General features: G+C 67.0%; 16 protein-coding genes. 10 read left to right on the top strand and 6 right to left on the bottom strand.

Annotation, left to right across the window (positions count from 1 at the left end):
* The first annotated feature begins 68 nt into the window (after positions 1-68).
* From WKW79_RS04855 to WKW79_RS04825, 7 genes are all read left to right on the top strand, one after another.
* Positions 69-941: a branched-chain amino acid ABC transporter permease gene (locus WKW79_RS04855; RefSeq protein WP_340333982.1), complete on the top strand. Its 873-nt coding sequence runs from the start codon at positions 69-71 to the stop codon at positions 939-941.
* A complete protein-coding gene (locus WKW79_RS04850; protein ID WP_340333981.1) occupies positions 941-1,921 on the top strand; it encodes a branched-chain amino acid ABC transporter permease in 981 nt (326 codons plus the stop codon). The genes WKW79_RS04855 and WKW79_RS04850 overlap by 1 nt, the downstream gene beginning before the upstream one ends.
* The gene (locus tag WKW79_RS04845) at positions 1,918-2,679 is read left to right on the top strand and encodes an ABC transporter ATP-binding protein (RefSeq protein ID WP_340333980.1); all 762 of its coding nucleotides are present in this window, start codon (positions 1,918-1,920) and stop codon (positions 2,677-2,679) included. The genes WKW79_RS04850 and WKW79_RS04845 overlap by 4 nt, the downstream gene beginning before the upstream one ends.
* Positions 2,672-3,376 carry an ABC transporter ATP-binding protein gene (locus WKW79_RS04840; RefSeq protein WP_340333979.1) on the top strand — a complete coding sequence of 235 codons (705 nt, stop codon included), beginning with the start codon at positions 2,672-2,674 and terminating at the stop codon, positions 3,374-3,376. Before WKW79_RS04845 ends, WKW79_RS04840 begins: the two co-directional genes overlap by 8 nt.
* A gap of 168 nt (positions 3,377-3,544) precedes the next feature.
* Complete coding sequence (locus WKW79_RS04835; protein ID WP_340333978.1) at positions 3,545-3,835, top strand: nuclear transport factor 2-like protein; 291 nt, start codon at positions 3,545-3,547, stop codon at positions 3,833-3,835.
* A 148-nt stretch (positions 3,836-3,983) separates the two neighbouring features.
* Positions 3,984-4,943 (top strand): 5'/3'-nucleotidase SurE, encoded by a 960-nt coding sequence (locus tag WKW79_RS04830; RefSeq protein ID WP_340333977.1) that lies wholly within the window; start codon positions 3,984-3,986, stop codon positions 4,941-4,943.
* A complete protein-coding gene (locus WKW79_RS04825) occupies positions 4,940-5,641 on the top strand; it encodes a hypothetical protein (RefSeq protein WP_340333976.1) in 702 nt (233 codons plus the stop codon). Before WKW79_RS04830 ends, WKW79_RS04825 begins: the two co-directional genes overlap by 4 nt.
* On the opposite strand, the gene WKW79_RS04820 is transcribed toward WKW79_RS04825, so the two are convergent.
* Positions 5,620-10,077, bottom strand: a complete 4,458-nt coding sequence (locus WKW79_RS04820) for a response regulator (RefSeq protein WP_340333975.1) — start codon at positions 10,075-10,077, stop codon at positions 5,620-5,622. The two genes, WKW79_RS04825 and WKW79_RS04820, sit on opposite strands and share 22 nt — an antisense overlap.
* Positions 10,078-10,141: 64 nt before the next feature.
* Positions 10,142-11,305, bottom strand: a complete 1,164-nt coding sequence (locus WKW79_RS04815; RefSeq protein ID WP_340333974.1) for a response regulator — start codon at positions 11,303-11,305, stop codon at positions 10,142-10,144.
* Between the two features lie 195 nt (positions 11,306-11,500).
* On the opposite strand from WKW79_RS04815, the gene WKW79_RS04810 reads away from it, so the two are divergent.
* Genes WKW79_RS04810 through WKW79_RS04800 form a run of 3 tightly spaced genes read left to right on the top strand, consistent with a single transcriptional unit; the run spans position 11,501 to position 13,666 of the window.
* The gene (locus WKW79_RS04810) at positions 11,501-11,998 is read left to right on the top strand and encodes a flavodoxin family protein (protein ID WP_340333973.1); all 498 of its coding nucleotides are present in this window, start codon (positions 11,501-11,503) and stop codon (positions 11,996-11,998) included.
* Positions 11,998-13,251, top strand: coding sequence for an MFS transporter (locus WKW79_RS04805; protein ID WP_340333972.1), 1,254 nt, complete (start codon positions 11,998-12,000; stop codon positions 13,249-13,251). Before WKW79_RS04810 ends, WKW79_RS04805 begins: the two co-directional genes overlap by 1 nt.
* A gap of 13 nt (positions 13,252-13,264) precedes the next feature.
* Complete coding sequence (locus WKW79_RS04800; protein ID WP_340333971.1) at positions 13,265-13,666, top strand: SRPBCC family protein; 402 nt, start codon at positions 13,265-13,267, stop codon at positions 13,664-13,666.
* A gap of 136 nt (positions 13,667-13,802) precedes the next feature.
* Here WKW79_RS04800 and WKW79_RS04795 read toward each other — a convergent pair whose 3' ends face one another.
* The 4 genes from WKW79_RS04795 to rpoD all read right to left on the bottom strand — a co-directional run bounded on the left by WKW79_RS04795 (position 13,803) and on the right by rpoD (position 19,169).
* Positions 13,803-14,357: a DedA family protein gene (locus tag WKW79_RS04795; protein WP_340333970.1), complete on the bottom strand. Its 555-nt coding sequence runs from the start codon at positions 14,355-14,357 to the stop codon at positions 13,803-13,805.
* Positions 14,358-14,364: 7 nt separating this feature from the next.
* Positions 14,365-15,468, bottom strand: coding sequence for an HPP family protein (locus WKW79_RS04790; RefSeq protein ID WP_422823816.1), 1,104 nt, complete (start codon positions 15,466-15,468; stop codon positions 14,365-14,367).
* A gap of 26 nt (positions 15,469-15,494) precedes the next feature.
* Positions 15,495-16,724, bottom strand: coding sequence for a multidrug effflux MFS transporter (locus WKW79_RS04785; protein WP_340333968.1), 1,230 nt, complete (start codon positions 16,722-16,724; stop codon positions 15,495-15,497).
* A gap of 108 nt (positions 16,725-16,832) precedes the next feature.
* On the bottom strand, positions 16,833-19,169 hold the full coding sequence (rpoD, locus tag WKW79_RS04780) for an RNA polymerase sigma factor RpoD (protein ID WP_340333967.1): 2,337 nt from the start codon (positions 19,167-19,169) through the stop codon (positions 16,833-16,835).
* Positions 19,170-19,289: the final 120 nt, after the last annotated feature.

Genomic DNA, 19,289 nt, shown 5'->3' with positions numbered 1-19,289 from the left:
GAAGGACGCGAAACCATCGCGCACTTCGCGGCCGGTCCTCCGCATTTCTTCAGCCTCGGATCCGAAGCATGCTCACCATTCTTTTCGACGGCATTGCCTACGGCATGTTGTTGTTCGTGCTGGCCGTCGGCTTGGCCGTGACGCTGGGGTTGATGAACTTCATCAACCTGGCGCATGGCGCCTTTGCGATGGCGGGCGGTTATCTCACGGTCTTTGCGATGCAGAAGGCCGGCCTGCCGTTCCTGGCCTGCCTGCCGCTGGCCTTCATCGTGGTCGCGCTGCTGGGTGCGGTGCTGGAGCGCACGCTCTACCGGCCGATGTACGGCAAGCCGCACCTGGACCAGGTTCTTTTTTCCATCGGTCTCGCTTTCATGGCGGTGGCCGCGGTCGACTACTTCGTGGGCTCGTCGCAGCAGATCGTGCAGTTGCCCGAGTGGCTGCGTGGCCGCACCGAGATCGGCGATGGCGCGCTCTTGCTCGGCATGGGCCACTACCGGTTGTTCATCATCGCGGTGTGCGCGGTGCTCACGGTGGTGCTGCAACTGATCCTGTCCAAGACGCGCTTCGGCAGCCGTCTGCGTGCGGCGGTCGATGATCCGCGTGTGGCGGCTGGCTTGGGCATCAACGTCAACGTCGTGTTCCTCGCGACCTTTGCGGTGGGCTCCGGCCTCGCGGGGTTGGGCGGCGCGCTGGGCGCGGAGATCCTGGGCCTGGACCCGACCTTCCCTCTCAAGTACATGATCTATTTCCTGATCGTGGTGTCGGTCGGCGGCACCTCGTCGATCACCGGGCCGCTCGCGGCCGCCTTGCTGCTCGGCATTGCCGACGTGGCCGGCAAGTACTTCATTCCCAAGATGGGCGCGTTCACCGTGTACCTGTTGATGATCGCGATCCTCATGTGGCGGCCGCAGGGCCTGTTCACCCGGAAGGGAGGCCGCTGATGGCTGAACGGAACGGTGCTGTCGACTTCCAGGCGGCTCTGCTGCGCAAGGCGCGCTGGCGGCCGCTGGAATTCGTGGTGTGGCTGGCGGCCTTCGCGCTGCCGCTTGTGATGCCGTCGCATGCGTTGATGGTCAACGAGATCGCCATCGTCGCGCTGTTCGCGATGTCGCTCGACTTGATCCTCGGCTACACGGGCATCGTGTCGCTCGGGCATGCGGCCTTCTTTGGCTTCGGCGCCTATGCGGCAGCGCTGTTCGCCAAGCTGGTGATGCCCGATCCGACGGTGGGCCTGCTGTTCGCGATCGTCGTATGCGCTGCGCTGGGCGCGGTGGCAAGCGTGACGATCCTGCGCGGCACGGACCTCACGCGGCTCATGGTCACTCTGGGCACGGCCTTGCTGCTGCTCGAGCTGGCCAACAAGCTCGACTGGCTCACGGGTGGGGCCGACGGCTTGCAAGGCGTGGTGATGGGGCCGGTGCTCGGCATGTTCGAGTTCGACCTGTTCGGGCGCACGGCGGCCTGGTACAGCCTGACGATCGTGCTCGTGCTGTTCCTCCTGATGCGCCGCATCGTGCAGTCTCCCTTCGGTGCGACGCTGAAGGCGATCCGCGACAACCGACTGCGTGCGATGGCGATCGGCATTCCGGTAGCGTCGCGCCTCGTGACGATCTACACCATCGCCGCCGCCATCGCCGGCGCTGCGGGTGCGTTGCTGGCGCAGACCACGGGCTTCGCGTCGCTCGACGTGCTGGCCTTCGACCGCTCGGCGGACGTGATGCTGATGCTGGTCATCGGCGGCGTGGGCTGGCTCTACGGCGGCATTGCGGGCGCGATCGTGTTCAAGCTCTTGCAGGACACGCTTTCGACGGTGACTCCGCAGTACTGGATGTTCTGGATCGGACTGATCCTGGTGCTCCTGGTGCTGGTGGGGCGTGATCGCTTGTTGAAGCCCTGGACGTGGTTCGGGAGGCGGGAATGACTGCTGAAACCGTGCTGTCGGCCAGCGGACTGGTCATGCGCTTCGGTGGCATCACCGCGACCAACAACGTCTCGCTGAACCTCAAGCGCGGCGCACGCCATGCGCTGATCGGCCCGAACGGGGCAGGCAAGACCACGCTCATCAACCTGCTGACGGGCGTGCTCACGCCGACCGAAGGCCGCATCGAACTGCTCGGCGAGGACATCACGAAGCTCGCACCGCACAAGCGCGTGACGCGCGGCATGGTGCGCACCTTCCAGATCAACCAGTTGTTCGACTCGATGACGCCGCTGGAGACGCTGGCGCTCGTCGTTTCGCGGCAGCAGGGTTTGTCTGCGCAGTGGTGGAAGCCGCTGGGATCGAGCAAACGCGTGATCGAACGCGCGGGTGAACTGCTGGAGCATTTCCGCCTGGCCGAAGTGGCGGACCAGCCCGTCAAGCAACTCGCCTACGGCAAGCGCCGCCTGCTGGAGATCGCGATTGCGCTGGCCTGCGAGCCGCGCGTGCTGCTGCTCGACGAGCCCGTGGCCGGGGTACCGGCGGGCGAACGCGAGGAGCTGTTGCAGACGGTGGCCGCATTGCCGGCCGATGTGTCGGTGCTGCTGATCGAACACGACATGGACCTCGTCTTCAGCTTCGCCGATCGCATGACGGTGCTGGTCAACGGCACGCTGCTGACGGAAGGCGACCCCGAACAGATCGCCAACGACCCGAAGGTTAAGGAGGTCTACCTGGGCCATGGAGCCGCGCATGTCTGAGTTGCTGAAAGTCGAATCCCTCAGTGCTGGTTATGGCGAAGCCGTCGTGCTGCATGACGTATCGCTGACCCTCGGCGTCGGCCAGACTCTTGCGCTGCTCGGCCGCAACGGCACCGGCAAGACCACTTTCATCAATACGCTGGCCGGCGCCACGCGCCAGCACGGCGGGCGCATCACGCTCGGCGGTGCGGCGCTGGACAAGCTCGCGCCGCACCAGCGTGCCGCGGCTGGCATCGGCTGGGTGCCGCAGGAGCGCAACATCTTCAAGTCGCTCACGGTGCACGAGAACCTGACGGCGGTGGAGCGCCCCGGAAAGTGGAACCCACAGCGCGTCTACGAGATGTTCCCGCGCCTCGCGGAGCGCAAGGGCAACCTGGGCACGCAACTGTCGGGCGGCGAGCAGCAGATGCTGGCGGTCGGTCGCGCGCTGGTGGTCAATCCCAAGCTGCTGCTGCTCGATGAGCCGCTGGAAGGCCTGGCGCCGATCATCGTGGAAGAGCTGCTGCGCGCGATCCGACGCATCACGCAGGACGAAGGCCTCGCGGCCATCATCGTGGAGCAGCATCCACAGGCCATCCTTGCGATCTCCGACGCGGCCGTCGTGCTGGACCACGGTACCGTCGTTCATGCCGACAGTGCCGCGGCGTTGCGTGCGCAGCCCGAGGTGCTGGAAAGATTGCTGGGCGTGTCACGCTGAGCCAAGCCATTTGATTGGAAATCGCAGCGATGGCTGCGAACGTTGGACAGGAGCAGGATCATGGTCTCTCCCGAAGACAACACGGTCGGCGAGGTGGTGCGCCGCTATGCGGCCGCCTGGGCGGCCAACGACATGCGCGCCATCGTGGACTGCTAGCACGACGACATCGTGTTCCACTACTTCGGCCACGGTCCGCTCGCCGGCGTGCACCGCGGCAAGCCCGCCTGCCTGGCGGTGCTCAAGCAGGTGCGCGAGAAGACGCAACGCCGGCTCGTGGAGATCCGCGATGTGCTCGTGGGCGAGCGCTTCGGCATCGTCATTGCGGTCGAGCAGTTCGAGCGCGATGGCGCCACCCATGTGCTCGAGCGATTGCTGCGCTACACCGTGCGTGACGGCCGGCTGGCCGAGTGCTGGATCTACGACGAGGATCAAGGATTGGTGGATCGGCTTCTGGCCTGAAGCGTCAGGCGTTCGCGCGGTGCGTCGGCAAGCACAGGTGAAGTAACCCAAGAGACATTGGTCGCACCGACCCCATTCATAGAATCTCCCGCGCAGCCTCAGGCAAGGCACATGCCTCGGTTGCGAACAACAACCATCAGGGAGACACATGAAGAGACAGCTTGCAATCCTCGCCTGCGCACTGGGCGCGGCATCCCCGTCGTTCGCGCTCAACATCCTCATCTCGAATGACGATGGCCTGACCAGCAACGTCAAGGCGCTCTACGACGCGCTGAAGGCCGAGGGCCACGACGTGGTGGCCTCGCTGCCCTGCACCAACCAGAGCAGCCGCGGCGCCGGCGCCATCATGTACAGCACCGACAAGATCGTGCCGGACAATGATTCAGCGCAGATCAATGCCGCCGGCGGTTGCCGCAGCGGGGCCGCTCCCATCGGCGCGCCGGCGGTCGGACGCACCACCCGGCCGGGCCTGGACAACGGCGACTTCTACTACGTGCACGGCACGCCGATCATGGCCACGCTGTACGGCCTGGACGTCGTCGCCAAGGCGCGTTGGGGCAAGGCGCCCGACCTGCTGCTGTCGGGCCCGAACGAAGGCCCCAACCTCGGCAGCATCATCAACAGCTCCGGCACCGTGAGCAACGCCCAGTGGGCCGGCTCGCGCGGCATTCCGGCGATCGCATTGAGCGCCGGCACCAACACGGTCGACGACGCCACCCTGGCCAACCCGCTTTCGCCCGTCATTGCCAAGCTGTCCGTGCAACTGCTGAAGGCCTTGCAGGCCAAGGCCGGCAGTGGCGCACTCGTGCCGCGCGGCATTGCGCTGAACGTGAACTTCCCGAAGGCGGTCGCGGCCGACACGCCCTTCGCCTTCTCGCGCATCGGCACCTACGATGCCTTCAACGTCGGCTTCAAGAACACGGTGCCCTACGGCCTGACCCTGTCCCTCGGCGGCAATGGCCAGCCGCCCACCGCCGAGCAGATGGAAGACGAGTCCGTCGTCTACCTGACGAAGACGGCCGTCTCGGCCATGCAGATCGGCTTCGAGGCCCGCCCGGCCGGCCAGGAATGGCTGCGGCTTCGCCTGCGCGACGTGTTCGCCAAATGAAGGGCGACAACGTGAAGCACACCATTCTTCGATGCACGCTGGCCGGCACTGCCCTGGCCGCGCTGACGGCGTGCGGGGGTGACAGCCGCACCTGGTATCCCGTGCTCCCCGAGGCTGCGAACTCGCCGACCGTCACCGTGGACGACCTCGGCACCGGCGCCTGGACGGTGAGCAGCGGCGACGCCAATAAGCCCACCATGGGCCGCTACTACGCCGCCGCCAACGGCAAGCGCCTGCTCGCGCAGGAGGACGATCCGATCGAACGCGTCAACCTGCTGCTGCGTCGCGCCGATGCTTCATCGAAATGGGCCGCGATCCCGGTGCCGACGAGCGACCTGGCGGTGAGCTTCCTGCGCACCGAGGCGCGCAGGCTGCCGACACCCGATGCAACGGCCCTGGCCGGCCGCTACGTGGTGCGGCTGTCCGACGGCGGCGCCGCCGATTTCCTGATCGGGAGCGATGGCCGCATCACGGCGGGCAATCTTCCGGGATGCCGACTGTCCGGGGCGCTCACGGCCAGCAGCCTGCCAAGCACCTTGTCGCTCAACCTGGACAGCAACGGTTGCGCCGGCCTGCCAGCCCATGCCAGCGGCGTGCTGATCGCCGATCCGCAGGATGCACCGGCCAATCTGCGCCTGCTGGCCGACGATGGCAGCCGCACGGTGGACTTGCGCGGCTACGCCGAGCCCGCGACCTGAGCAGAGGCCTGGGCGCGCCACCCGCTTTCCCAGGCTTCCAGCAACCCCATCGCGTCGTCGAAATCGAAGTCGTTGACCTTGCCCGCGATCCGCCGCACAGCAGCCTTGTGGCCGGGGTGCGCGGCGAGGGCTTGCTCCAGTTCGGCGGCAAGCTCCACCGCCGCCGGATCGCTGTCGGCAAGGCGCTGCTTCAGGCGTTCGACCAGCGGGGCGAGCCTTTCCATTGGAAGGTCGGCGGAGGGTGCAGAGGCCGCTGGCGCCGTCGATGATTCCAGCCCACGCAAGCCTTCGATGACGGGCGTCAACTCACTCATCACCGCCGTCAACGGCTCGCGCAGCGCATCGCCACGCAAGCCCTGTTGGCAGGCGCCTTCAAGTGCGGCGGCAGCCTGTGCCAGCGCCGTCGCGCCGACATTGCCGGCGGTGCCGCGCAATGTGTGTGCGACACGGGCTGGCGCACTCTCGTCACCGCCTTCCAGAGCCTGTGCGAAAGCATCTGCAAAGTCCGCTTGCGAGTCGCGGAACTTGCCGAGCAGGCGCCGGTAAAGATCGACCTTTCCTTGGCAGGTCGCGAGTCCCGCCGCTTGGTCGATGCCGGGCAGGTGCGGAAGCGCATCCGCGGGTCGCGGCGCATCGTTGCCGCGGTGCGGCACCCGTGCCTCCGGCGCTGCCGGCGCCTGCGGCAGAGTCGATCCCTTCCCCGGCCGAATCCACTTCGCCATCGTCGCGAACATCGTCGCCACGTTCAGCGGCTTGGCGATGTGGTCGTTCATGCCGCTGGCCACGGCCTTTTCCCGATCACCGACCATCGCGTTCGCCGTCATCGCCAGGATGGGCAGGTCGCGGAAGCGCTCCTGCTCGCGCAACCGGCGCGTGGCCCCATAGCCGTCCAGCACGGGCATCTGGCAGTCCATCAGCACGCCGTCGAACGCAGCGTCGCGATCCAGCACGGCCAGCGCCTGCGCCCCATCGCCGGCGATGACCACCTCGATGCCGGCGCCTTCCAGCAGCTCGCGCGCGAGTTCCTGGTTGATGTCGTTGTCCTCGACCAGCAGCACCCGCGCGCCAGCCAGTTGCGCCATGGCGCTGGCGCCGGGCTCCGCGTCCGCGGTGGTGCGGTGTTCGGTGTGCTGCGTCTTGCCCAGCGCCTGCCCGATCGACTCCAGCAGCGTCGACGGCGTGACCGGCTTGGTCAGCACCAGCGGCAGGCGCACCGCGCGCCGCTCGGCCGCCTCCTGCGCCTCGTGGCGCGCGAAGGCGGTGACCATGATGACCGCGGGCGGGTCCGTCGACGGCCCGGGCGTGGCCGCCTGGATGCGCGCCGTGGCCTCGACGCCGTCCATGCCCGGCATCTTCCAGTCCATCAGCACCAACTCGTAGGCGCGGCCCGCCTGCTCCGACGCAGCCACCAGCGACAGCGCTTCCTCGCCGCTGCCGGCAACGTCCACCGCCAGCCCGAAGCTCCGCGCCATCGTCGACAGGATCTCGCGCGCGCTCGCGTTGTCGTCGACGACCAGCGCGCGATGGCCCTGCAGTTCATCCGCCCGGAACATGTGGCGCACTTGCGATGGCGACAGCGCCTGCAAGCCGAATTGCGCCGTGAAATGGAAGGTCGAACCGTGGCCCGCCCGGCTCTCCACCCAGATCCGCCCGTCCATCATCTCGACGATGTTCTTCGAGATGGTCAGGCCCAGCCCGGTGCCACCGTAGCGGCGCGTGATGGAGCTGTCTGCCTGGTTGAAGGGCTGGAACATGCGCAGGATCTGCTCGGGCGTCATGCCGATGCCGGTGTCGCGCACCTGGAAGTGAAGCATCACCCGGTCGTCGTGCAGTTCCTCCACTTGAACGCCGACGACGATCTCGCCCGCATCGGTGAACTTGACCGCGTTGTTGCCCAGGTTGATCAGCACCTGGCCGAGCCGCAGGCGGTCGCCGACCAGCGCGGTGGGCAGTTCGGCCGGCGTATTGAACAGCAGTTCCAGGCCCTTGCCCTCGGCCTTCAGGCTCACCATGCTGGCGAAGTCGTCGAGCACTTCCTCGAGCCGGAAGGGCGCCTCTTCCAGGCTCATCTTGCCGGCCTCGATCTTCGAGAAATCCAGGATGTCGTTGATGATGCCCAGCAGGCTTTCGGCGGCGCGGTTCACCTTCTCGATGTAATTGCGCTGGCGTGCGTCCAGTTCCGTCTTCAGCGCCAGGTGGCTCATGCCGATGATGGCGTTCATCGGCGTGCGGATCTCGTGGCTCATGTTGGCCAGGAAGTCGCTCTTCACGCGCGTCGCTTCCTCGGCGATCTCCAGCGCGCGCTGCGCCTGCGCCTCGGCCGTCTTGCGATCGGTGATGTCAAAGTACCAGTTGCCGGCGATCGTGCGCCCGCCCGCGCGAACCTTGGTCGACGACACCAGCACATGGCGGATGCTGCCATCGCGCCGCCGGAAGGTGGCCTCGAAATCGCGCACGATCTCGCTCGCCTGGACCAGCTCGATGAAGCGTGCCAGCTCTTCCGGTTCCGCCCAGAACCTGACGCGGTCGGCCCTGTACTTGATCTGCTCGACGGGTTCGCCGAACACCTCCTCCAGCTTGTGATTGGTGAACAGCAACTCCTCGGTGTCGTCATCGGCGATCAGCAGTCCGGCCGGCGCCTGTTCGCTGACGCGGCGGAAGCGCTCCTCCGTGTCGCGCACGGCTTCCTCCATCGCACGGCGCTGCGTGATGTCGCGCACCGATGCGCACACGCACACACCCCGGGCATCGATGGCGGGCAAATTCGAGAGGCCGATCTCCAGGGAAAAGCGGCTGCCGTCCTTGCGCTGGCCCTGCAGGTCCATCTGCGAGCTGCCCATCCGGCGCGTCAACCCCTGCGCCATGAAACCTGCGCGCAGGTCGGGGTGGCCGGTCCGGCTGCCGGGCGGGACCAGGATCTCCATCGGCTGGCCGATCAGTTCGCCCTGGGGATAGCCGAAGAGGCGATGCAGTTCGGGATTCGCCAGCACGATGCAGCCCTTCGCATCGATGATGAGCATGCCGTCCGGCGCGGCCTCGACGACGCCCTGGTACCAGGCCTGGGCCGCTTTCAGCGAGGCTTGCTGGTCACGCAGCTCGACGGCCTGGTCTTCGAGCCGATCGGCCTGGGCGCGGATCGAGGCGGACTGCTCGCGCGTCTGGTCGAGCAGGACCTGCACCGCCTGGTTGCGCTCGACGATCGTCAGCTTCATCGCCAGCTTGGGCAGGAGGTCGCGCAGAAGCGCAAGTTCCCTGTCGCCCGGCGCGGTGACGCTGGCCAGCTCGATCACGGCGAGCAGGCTGGCACCCTGGAATATCGGCAAGGCGCTGGCCCAGGCTTGCGCATCGGCGACCACGCCCACCTCGCGACCCTCCGCTGCGCATCGACCGGCCAGCCCCTCGCCGTAGGCAAGGTGCGCCCTGGGCTGCGGACCCGGCGCGGTGGCATGCGCGCCGATCAGTTCCAGCGTGCGCGACGCGTCGTCGACGCGATAGAGGACACCCTGCGCGACACCAAGCAACGGAACGACGCTGCGCAGGAAACTCTGCGCCAGTTCGGCCGACGTGTCGACCTGCTGGAGTTCGGTCTGGATCAGCGCCTGATGGTTCTTGTTCCAGCGCTGCTCATCCAGTTGTTGCAGTTCGGACTGCAGGGTGGAGACCGCGCGCGCAAGCTCGCCCACGTCGTTGGGCAGGTCGGTGTGCGGCACCTGCTGGTGCAACTGGCCGCGCGCCAGCGCATCGACGGACTCGCGCACACGCGCGTTGGGCCGGCGGATCGACGCCGCGATCACCCAGGACCACAGGACCGTCAACGCGAGACCGCCCAGCAGCAGCGCCAGCGACAGCGTCGCGTTGCGGGCGGCGAACTTGTTGATTTCATCGGCGGCATGGTCCGCGCCTTGTTCCTTCTCGGCCGCGATCTCCGCGAGCAAGCCTTCCGCCTGGGAGACGACCAGCTTGATGCCGTCGCCATCCACCAAGGCGCGGGCCTGCTCGGTGGACCCGCGACGGGCAACCGCGATCAGGTCCGCGCTGGCCGCTTCGAGTTGGGCGAGCATCGCTTCGAACTGGTCCAGCCGCTCGATGTTCGGCCGACGTACCAGCGTGGGCCGCACCTGCGCGATCGCGGTGTGCAACTGGTCGAGCCGGACATCGAACAGGCGCAGCAGGTCTTCGCGTTGTGCCGGCGTCGGCGCCCACATGGCGTTGCGCAAGGTCAGGCGAAGCCACACCAGATGGATCTGCGCTTCCTTCGCGCGGGACATGCCCAGCACTTCGGTGGTTTGCAGCCGCTGGAAGTCGCGGTTGAAGCGCTGCTGCGTGAGCAGGCCCTGCACGCCCAGCGCCAGGGTCAGCAGCATCACCGAGCCAAAGCCCAGCACCAGCTTGTGGCGCAGCGTCAGGCGTTCGAGCAACTGGAGCAGCTTGCGCATGGGCCTCCATCCAGGGTTGCGCGGCGGGTCGAACCGCCGGGGCGTGCCAGCGGCGCCATGCCCTCTATGCCGACTCGGCGATGAAGACGAGCGCCTCCATCTTCTTCGCAATGTCCTCGTCCGTGTCGGCGTAGCGCAGGGCGATCTCGCGGAAGTCCTCGGCGCGCGCCAGGAAGGCATCGACCACGTCCGGATCGAAATCCACGCCGCGCCCCGCATCGATCAGCTTGACCGCCTCCTCATGCGGCATGCCGTCCTGGTAGATGCCGCGGCGTGTGTGCGCGTCGTAGGCGTCGGCCACGGCCATGAGGCGCGCCGCGATCGGGATGTCGTTGCCCGACAGCCCCTCCGGATAGCCGCTGCCGTCCCATTTCTCCTGGTGGCTGTAGACGATGTCCTTGGCCACGCGCAGGAAAGCCACGTCGGTGCCGAGCTGCCGCTCGGCCTGCTCGATCGCATCGCGGCCCAGCGTGGTGTGGGTCTTCATGATCTCGAACTCCTCCGGGCTCAGCGTGCCCGGTGCGAGGAGGATGCGGTCCGGGATGCCTGCCTTGCCGATGTCGTGCAGCGGCGCCGACTTGAACAGCAGCGAGATCGTCGCGTCGTCGAGGAAGTGCCCGAAGCGCGGATGCTCGCGCAACTGCTCGGCCAGAACCTTCACGCCGTGCTGCGTGCGCCGGATGTGCTTGCCAGTCTCGTTGTCGCGCGCCTCGGCCAGCGAGGCCATGGCCAGGATCGTCACGTCCTGGATCGCCGTCACCTCGCGCGTGCGGCGTGCGACCTCCTGCTCCAGGTAGTCCTTCTGGTCGCGCAGGAAGTCGGCGGCGGCCTTGATCTTCAGTTGCGTGTCGACGCGCGCCACCAGGATCGGCGGACGGATCGGCTTGGTGATGTAGTCGGCGGCGCCTATTTCGAGGCCCAGCGTCTCATCCTTCTCGGAGGCCAGCGCGGTCAGGAAGATGATCGGGATATCGCGGGTGCTGCGGTCGGCCTTGAGCTGGCGTGCCACCTCGTGACCGGAGAGGCCGGGCATCATCACGTCGAGCAGGATCAGGTCCAGCGGATCGCCCCCGCGCACGACCTTCAACGCCTTCTCGCCGTTGTTGGCGACCTTCACCGTGTACTGGTCCTTGAGCAGGCTGCTCAACAGCATCAGGTTGTCCGGCGTGTCGTCGACCACCAGGATGACCGGTCGACGGGCGTTGTCTGGACTTGGATCAAGGCTCACGCAGCTTCCTTGGAGCGGAAAGTGGTACTTATACGCCGTGATGTGGATTCGCCCTAGTCATTCGAATGGATTACATCGGCCCGATAGAGCAATGAGGCGGCCCTGCCAACGGAGCGGTGCCGCGAGCCCCGCCGAGGTCACGCCGGCGTGCGGTGCGCAAGCGGGCCGCGCCGGTTCCCACTATGCTGCCCGGCCATGACTTCGAAGACGCTGTTGATCGTCTACCACTCCATGACCGGCGGCTCCGAGCAGATGGCCCACGCAGCCGCCGAGGGCGCGCGGGAGGAGGATGGCGTGCGCGTGCGACTGCTGCGCGCCGCGGAGGCCGGGCCCGAGGATGTACTCGGCGCCGACGGCTACCTCTTCGCGACGCCGGAGAACCTGGCCGCGATGGCCGGGATGATGAAAGACTTCTTCGACCGTTGCTATTACGCCGCACTCGACCGCCTCAACGGCCGGCCTTACCTCGCGCTGGTCTGCGCCGGCAGCGACGGGCAGAACGCCCTGCGCCAGCTCGAACGCATCGCCACCGGCTGGCGCTTGAAGCAAGTGGCGCCGACGCTGATCGTCTGCACGCATGCACAGACGCCTGAAGCCATCCTGCGGCCGAAGCAGATCGGCGCCGACGACCTGGCCCAGTGCCGCGAACTCGGCGCCGCCCTGGCCGCCGGCCTTGCCCTCGGTGTCTACTGATGTCCTCCACCACCACGCAGCCGCCCGCCCCATCCTTCGCCGCCTTGCGCCACACCGGCTACCAGGCGCTGGTCGGCACCTATCTGCTGGCCATGATGGCCGACAACGTCGAGCATGTGATCAGCTACTGGATGGCCTTCCAGAAGTTCCAGTCGCCTGCGCTCGGCGGCTTCGCGGTGGTGTCGCACTGGCTGCCCTTCCTTCTGTTCTCGGTGCCGGTGGGTGCGCTGGCCGACCGGGTCGATCCGCGCCGGCTGATCCAGTGCGGCATGGCGCTGTTCATGACGGCCTCCGCCGGCTGGGCGTACTTCTTCATCACCGACACCTTGCAGATGTGGCATGCGATGGTGCTGCTCATCATCCACGGCTGTGCCGGCGTGCTATGGCAGGGCGCCACGCAACTGTTGCTCCACGACGTGGTGCCGGCGCGCGACCTGCCGAGCGGCGTGCGCCTGCTCGCGACCGCGCGCTATCTCGGCGTGCTGGTCGGGCCGGCCGTCGGCGGACTCATCATGCTGACCATCGGACCGCGCTACGGACTGCTGCTCAACACCGTGTTCTTCCTGCCGGCCTTCCTGTGGCTGTGGCGTGCGCCGTACGGGCCGCGCTTTCGCAAGGAGGGCGGGCCGCCACCACGCGCGGTGCGCGGCCTGGCCGACATCGTCCAGACGATCCGCGAAGTGCGCTCCAACCCCTCGCTGGGCTCGATGATCCTGCTGGCCGGGCTGGCGTCCTTCTTCGTGGCCAACAGCTACCAGGCGCAGATGCCGGGCTTTGCGCGTGACCTCGGACATGGCGATCCCGGCACCACCTACAGCATGCTGCTCGCGGCCGACGCCGCCGGCGCACTGCTGGCTGGCCTGCTGATGGAAAGCCGCGGCGGCCTGCTGCGTGCCGCGCCTTCGACCGCGCTGCTGCTGTGCATGTGCTGGTGCCTGTCGCTAGCCGCATTCGCAGCGACCGGCTCCTATCCGCTGGCCTTGCTGCTGCTGTTCGCCGCGGGCGTGTTCGAGTTGGCTTTCAGCTCGATGGCGCAGACACTGGTGCAATTGAATGCGCCGGCCACGTCGCGAGGCCGCGTGATCGGGCTGTTCAACATGTCGGCGCTGGGCCTGCGCGCGTTCGCGGGCATCACGGTGGGGCTGGGCGGCAGCGCGGTCGGCATCCATGCGTCGCTGGCGGGCGCGGCGCTGAGCCTGTTGATGATCCTGATCCTGCTGCGCCTTTGGCTCGCGCGGAAGGTCAGGGCTTGAAGAGGAGACTCCCATGGCATCGATTCATCGTGAAATGAAGCTCGCCGCGGATGCAGCCCAGGTCTGGGACGCCGTGCGCGACGTGGGCGCCTTGCACACGCGCCTGGTGCCCGGCTTCGTCGTCGACTGCCGCATGGACGGCGCCAACGCGCGCATCGTCAGGTTCGGCAACGGCGTCGAGGCGCGCGAGGTGATCGTCGACCTCGACGAGGCCGCGCGGCGGCTCGTGTGGTCGGCTGCGGGCGGCAGGCTGTCGCATCACAACGCGTCGTTCCAGGTGTTCGACGAGGGCGCGGGGCAGTGCAGGGTGGTGTGGATCGCCGACCTGTTGCCGAACGAGATGGCGCCCGCCATCGCCGGGATGATCGATGCGGGGATGCAGGCGATGAAGGTCAAGCTCGAAGCCTCGGCGTGAGGCTGCCGCTCCCTCTCCCGCTGGGAGAGGGCTGGGGTGAGGGCACCGGGCGATGGATCGGTACATGGTGTGTCGTCCGCCGCTGCCCCTCACCCCAACCCTCTCCCCGGAGGGGCGAGGGAGGCAGGCGCGTGACCTACCGCCGGACCCGCCACTGCCGCAGCAGCGCCAAGGTCAACGCGATGGCCAGCGCGCCGAACACGATCACATGCTCGTGGTGCTGCACCTTGCTCATCAAGGCATGCACCAAGCCCGCGATGTTGACGCCGAAGAGCGCAACCACCGTTGCCCACACCACCGCCGCCACCACGTCCAGCGCGATGTACTTGGCGATCGGCATCTTGCCCATGCCCAGCGCCGCCGGCATCACCACGCGGAAGCCCCAGGCAAAGCGCATGAGGAAGATCGTCGCGACGGGATGCCGCTCGATGAAGCCTTGCACCCGCGCCAGGTGCGCCGCCAGCTTCGGGCGCGATGCCATCAGCTCCTTGCCCTTGCGCCGGCCCACCTGGAAATAGAACTGGTCCGTGCAGAAGGCCGCCAGCGCGCCCACGGCGATCAAGGGCCCCATCGACATCAGGCCCTGGTGCACCGCATAGGCCCCCAGCATCAGGATCGTCTCCCCCTCGAACATCCCGATGAAGAAGACGGCGTAGTAGCCGTAGTGTTCGAGCAGTTGGTGAGGGTGCATGAGCGGTTCAGGCGCCAGGCCTTACGGCGCGGTACAGCGCGCGCACGAAGTCCGACTGCGTGATCATGCCCACCAGCCGTTGATTGCCGTCGATGATCGGTATGTGGTGATGGCCCGCATCCGAGAACAGCGGCACCAGGTCCAGCGCCGGCTTGTCGTCGGTCGCCACGCGCACTTGCTTCGTCATGATCTGGCCCACCACCTCGGCCTTGCTGGACGTCACGCCCGGCGAGGGCCGCAGGAAGCTGCGCAGCCGCGCGCCCAGGCCCTGGTGCAGCCGCAGGTCGATGTGCCGGAAGAAGTCGGCCTGCGTGACGATGCCGACCACGCGCTGCGTGCGGTCCATCACCGGCAGCGCCTTGATGTGCCGCTGCTGCATGATCTGCCAGGCCTCCTGCAGCGGGGTGCCGAATTGCACCGACACCGGCTCGCGCGACATGATGTCGGCGCAGCGCAATTCGCCCATGCGGCGGCGGAAGGACTCGACCTCGGTCTGCTGGATCAGCGATTCGAGATCGTCGCGGCTGATGTCCAGCACCTGGTTGTAGCGTGCCAGCACCGCGTCCACGTCGGCGGAGCTGAAGCGGGCATCGGGCGGTGGCGTCGTGGGCGCCGCCTGCACGTGTGGATAGCGCCGACCGGTCAGCGTGTTGTACGCCACGCCCGCCAGCATCAACAGCACCGAATTGGTCATCGCCGGAAACAGCGCGAAGGAGAAGTCCGTGGTGTGCGTGAGCACCACCAGCAGCGCCATCGCCCCACCGGGAGGATGCAGGCAGCGCAGCGAGAACATCACGCCGATGGCCAGCGCCGTCGCGCAGGCGCCGGCCCAGGCGGTGTCCGGAATCCAGTGGACGCACGCGATGCCAACCAGCGCGGCCACCGTGTTGCCGCCCACCACCGACCACGGCTGTGCCAGCGGACTCGCCGGCACCGCGAACACCAGCACCGCGCTAGCGCCCAACGGTGCAATCAGCCAGACGGCGCCGGTGTCCGCGAGTTCACGGCACACCAGGCCGGTGAGCAAAAGACCGAGCAATGCACCTGCCACGGCGCGCAGGCGCTCCTTCGCGTCGATGCGCGTCGGCGCCGGCATCCATGTGCGCAACATGGCGCGAATCGATTCCCCCGACATGCTCACGCGGCGACCATCCGTCCGATCTCAGGCCAGCGCCGGTGCAGCCACAGCCAGGCCCCCAACCCGATGCCTAGCATCAGCAGGGAGGTCAGCGCCAGCGCGACGGTCGAATGCATCACCAGCGGCGCGATCACGCCCGCCACGACGCCATTCGCCGTCGAGCCGATCACCGCCTGCAAGGACGAGGCCATGCCACGGCGCTCGGGATGCAGGTCCAACACCAGCAGCGTCACGCCGGGCACCATCAGCGCCCAGCCAAAGGCGAAGGTGGCGATGGGCCAGATGGCCCACCAGGAGTGCGGCGCGAACAGCGCATTGGCCACGACATTGACCAGCGCACTTACCAGCATGATCAAGAAGCCATTGCGGATCTGCCGCTTCGGCGCCACCTGGCCGGCCATGCGGCCGCTGGCCCGGGCGCCGGCCATGATGCCGCCGATGGTCATGAGGAAGAACCAGAAGAACTGCGTCGGCGGCAGCCCCAGGTGGTCACCCAGGAAGGCCGGCGCCGACAGCACGTAGAGGAACATGCCGTTGAAAGGCACGCCGCTGGCCAGCGCCAGCAGCAGGAAGCGCGGGTCGGAGCACAGGTCCCAGTAGCCGTGCATCAGGTTGCGGACATTGAAGGACTGCCGGTATTCCTCGTGCAGCGTCTCCGGCAGCAGCTTGAAGTTGGCGACGAACAGCACCACGCCGACCGCCACCAGGAACCAGAAGATGCTGTGCCAGCCCAGATGCACGAACAGCAGCCCGCCGATGATCGGCGCGATCGCCGGCGCCACGCCGAAGTAGATCGTGACCTGCGCCATCACCTTCTGCGCATCGGCCGGCGGGAACATGTCGCGGATCACGGCCCGCGACACCACGATGCCCGCACCCGTCGACAGCCCTTGCAGCGTGCGGAACGCCACCAACTGCCCGATGGTCTGCGACAGCGCGCAGCCCAGCGAGGCCAGCGTGAACACCGCCAGCCCCCACAGCACCACCGGCCGGCGCCCGAAGCTGTCCGACAGCGCGCCGTGGAACAGGTTCATGAAGGCAAAGCCGAACAGGTAGCCCGACAGCGTCTGCTGCATCTCGGCCGGTGTCGCGCCGATGGTGGTCGCGATGCCCGAGAAGGCCGGGATGTAGGTGTCGATCGAGAACGGCCCGAGCATGCCCAGCACCGCCAGCAGCACGGCCAGCGCCCAGCGCGGCGCTTTCCAGAGTGTGTCGGCATTCGGGTTCACGGTGATGTGTCTTTCATTCTTGGGCACCAAAGGAACAGCGCCCGGACGCCCGTGAAGGGCGCGTCGGGCGCTGTGGCCTCAAGTATCCCTGAGAAGGAGCGTGCTTGCTTAGAGCGTATCGATGAACGAGCGCAGCTTGTCCGAACGCGACGGGTGCTTCAGCTTGCGCAGCGCCTTGGCTTCGATCTGGCGGATGCGCTCACGCGTCACGTCGAACTGCTTGCCGACTTCTTCCAGCGTGTGGTCGGTCGACATCTCGATGCCGAAGCGCATGCGCAGCACCTTGGCTTCGCGCGGCGTCAGCGAATCGAGGATGTCCTTGACCACGTCGCGCAGGCCGGCCTGCATCGCGGCCTCGATCGGGGCCGTGTTGCTGCTGTCCTCGATGAAGTCGCCCAGGTGCGAATCGTCGTCGTCGCCGATCGGCGTTTCCATGGAGATCGGCTCCTTGGCGATCTTCATGATCTTGCGGATCTTGTCTTCCGGGATCTCCATCTTGGCAGCCAGGATGCCGGCGTCCGGCTCGAAGCCGAATTCCTGCAAATGCTGGCGCGAGATGCGGTTCATCTTGTTGATCGTCTCGATCATGTGCACCGGGATCCGGATGGTGCGCGCCTGGTCGGCGATCGAGCGGGTGATGGCCTGGCGGATCCACCACGTCGCATAGGTCGAGAACTTGTAGCCGCGACGGTATTCGAACTTGTCCACCGCCTTCATCAGGCCGATGTTGCCTTCCTGGATCAGGTCCAGGAACTGCAGGCCGCGGTTGGTGTACTTCTTGGCGATGGAGATCACGAGGCGCAGGTTGGCCTCGATCATTTCCTTCTTGGCATCGCGCGAGGACGATTCGCCCTCGTTCATGCGCTTGTTGATGTCCTTGAGCTGCGACAGCGGCACCACCACGCGCGACTGGATGTCGGCCAGCTTCTGCTGCAGTTCCTGCACCGGCGGGATGTTGCGGGCCAGCACGGCGCTCCAGGGCTTGCCGGCGGCGGCCTGCTTCTCGACCCACTTCTGGTTCAGCAGGTTGGAGGCGACCTTGTGGCCGTTCTTGTCCACGCCGCTGAAGTCGCGGATGAACTCTTCCTGCGGGAAGCCGCACTTGTCCACGATGATGCGGCGCAGTTCGCGTTCCTTCTTGCGCACGTCGTCGACCTGCGTGCGGACCATGTCGCACAGCTTCTCGATGGTGCGGGCGGTGAAGCGGATGGTCATCAGCTCGTCCGACAGGGCGCGCTGCGCCTTCTCGTAGGCCGGCGTGCCGTAGCCTTCCTTGTCGTAGATCTTGTGGACCTTCTCGAACAGCTCGGCCATGCGGTCGAAGCGCTCCAGCGCGTCGCGCTTGAGTTCTTCCAGCTTCTTGGTCAGGGCCTTGGAGCCGCCATTGCCGTCGTCGTCGTCTTCGGCGTCGAACTCGTCGAAGTCTTCTTCGGCCACGTAGTCGTCGGCCTCATTGGGGTTGGAGAAGCCGTCGACGATGGTCGAGATCACGACCTTGCCTTCACGGATCTCGGTGCCCAGGCGCAGGATCTCGGCGATCGTGGCCGGCGAGGCCGAGATCGCTTCCATCATGTCCATCAGGCCGCCTTCGATGCGCTTGGCGATCTCGATTTCGCCTTCGCGCGTCAGCAGCTCGACCGTGCCCATTTCGCGCATGTACATGCGGACCGGGTCGGTGGTGCGGCCGAACTCGCTGTCCACGGTGGAGAGCGCGGCTTCGGCTTCTTCTTCGGCTTCCTCGACGGTCGTCGCGGTGGGCGCCGTGTTGTTCAGCAGCAGGGTTTCGGCGTCGGGCGTCTGTTCGTACACCGCCACGCCGAGGTCGTTCAGCATCGTGACCACGACTTCCATGGTCTCGGCATCGACCAGCTTGTCGGGCAAGTGGTCGGAGATTTCACCCTGGGTCAGGTAGCCGCGGGTCTTGCCGAGCGTGATCAGCGTCTTCAGGCGCTGGCGGCGCTTGGCCATGTCTTCTTCGGAGAGGACGGTTTCGTCCAGGCCGAATTCCTTCATCAAGGCGCGTTCCTTCGCCTTGCTGATCTTCATGCGCAGTGGCTTGACCTTTTCCTCGGTCGAGGCCGCGACCGGTTCACCTGCGAGATCGTCCTCGATGTCCGACATGTCGATGTCGGCCGACGGTGCGTCGTCCTTCGCCTTGGGCTTGCGACCGCGCTTGGCGGCAGGCTTGGCGGGCGCATCGCCGGCAGCGGCGGCGGCCTTGGGCGGACGGCCGACCTTGCGCGGGGCGGTAGGCGCGGCGGCCACGGCCGTGGCGGCTGCGGCGGGTTTCTTGAGTTCAGCGGTGGCGGGCGATTTCGAGGAGGTCACAGTTTTGGCTTTCGTGGCGGTCGCGGCAACGGTCGCCTTGGGGGCGGCCGCAGTCTTCAACGGCTTCGATGCGACGGGCTTGGTGGCTGAAACGGCAGGCTTCTTGGAGCTGGGCATACGACCTCGTGGATCAATCAAGAATGAACAAGCGGAATCACTGAGCCAAACAGGGTTTGGCTGCGCCTACCCGGCGCGGGCATGCAGAAGCGGAGAGGAATCTCTCAAGACGGCAAGATG

The sequence above is a fragment of the Variovorax robiniae genome (assembly GCF_037889955.1).
GTDB lineage: Bacteria > Pseudomonadota > Gammaproteobacteria > Burkholderiales > Burkholderiaceae_C > Variovorax > Variovorax robiniae.
The sequence above is the reverse complement of the archived record's forward strand: the minus strand, read 5'-3'. Positions and strand labels throughout refer to the sequence as shown.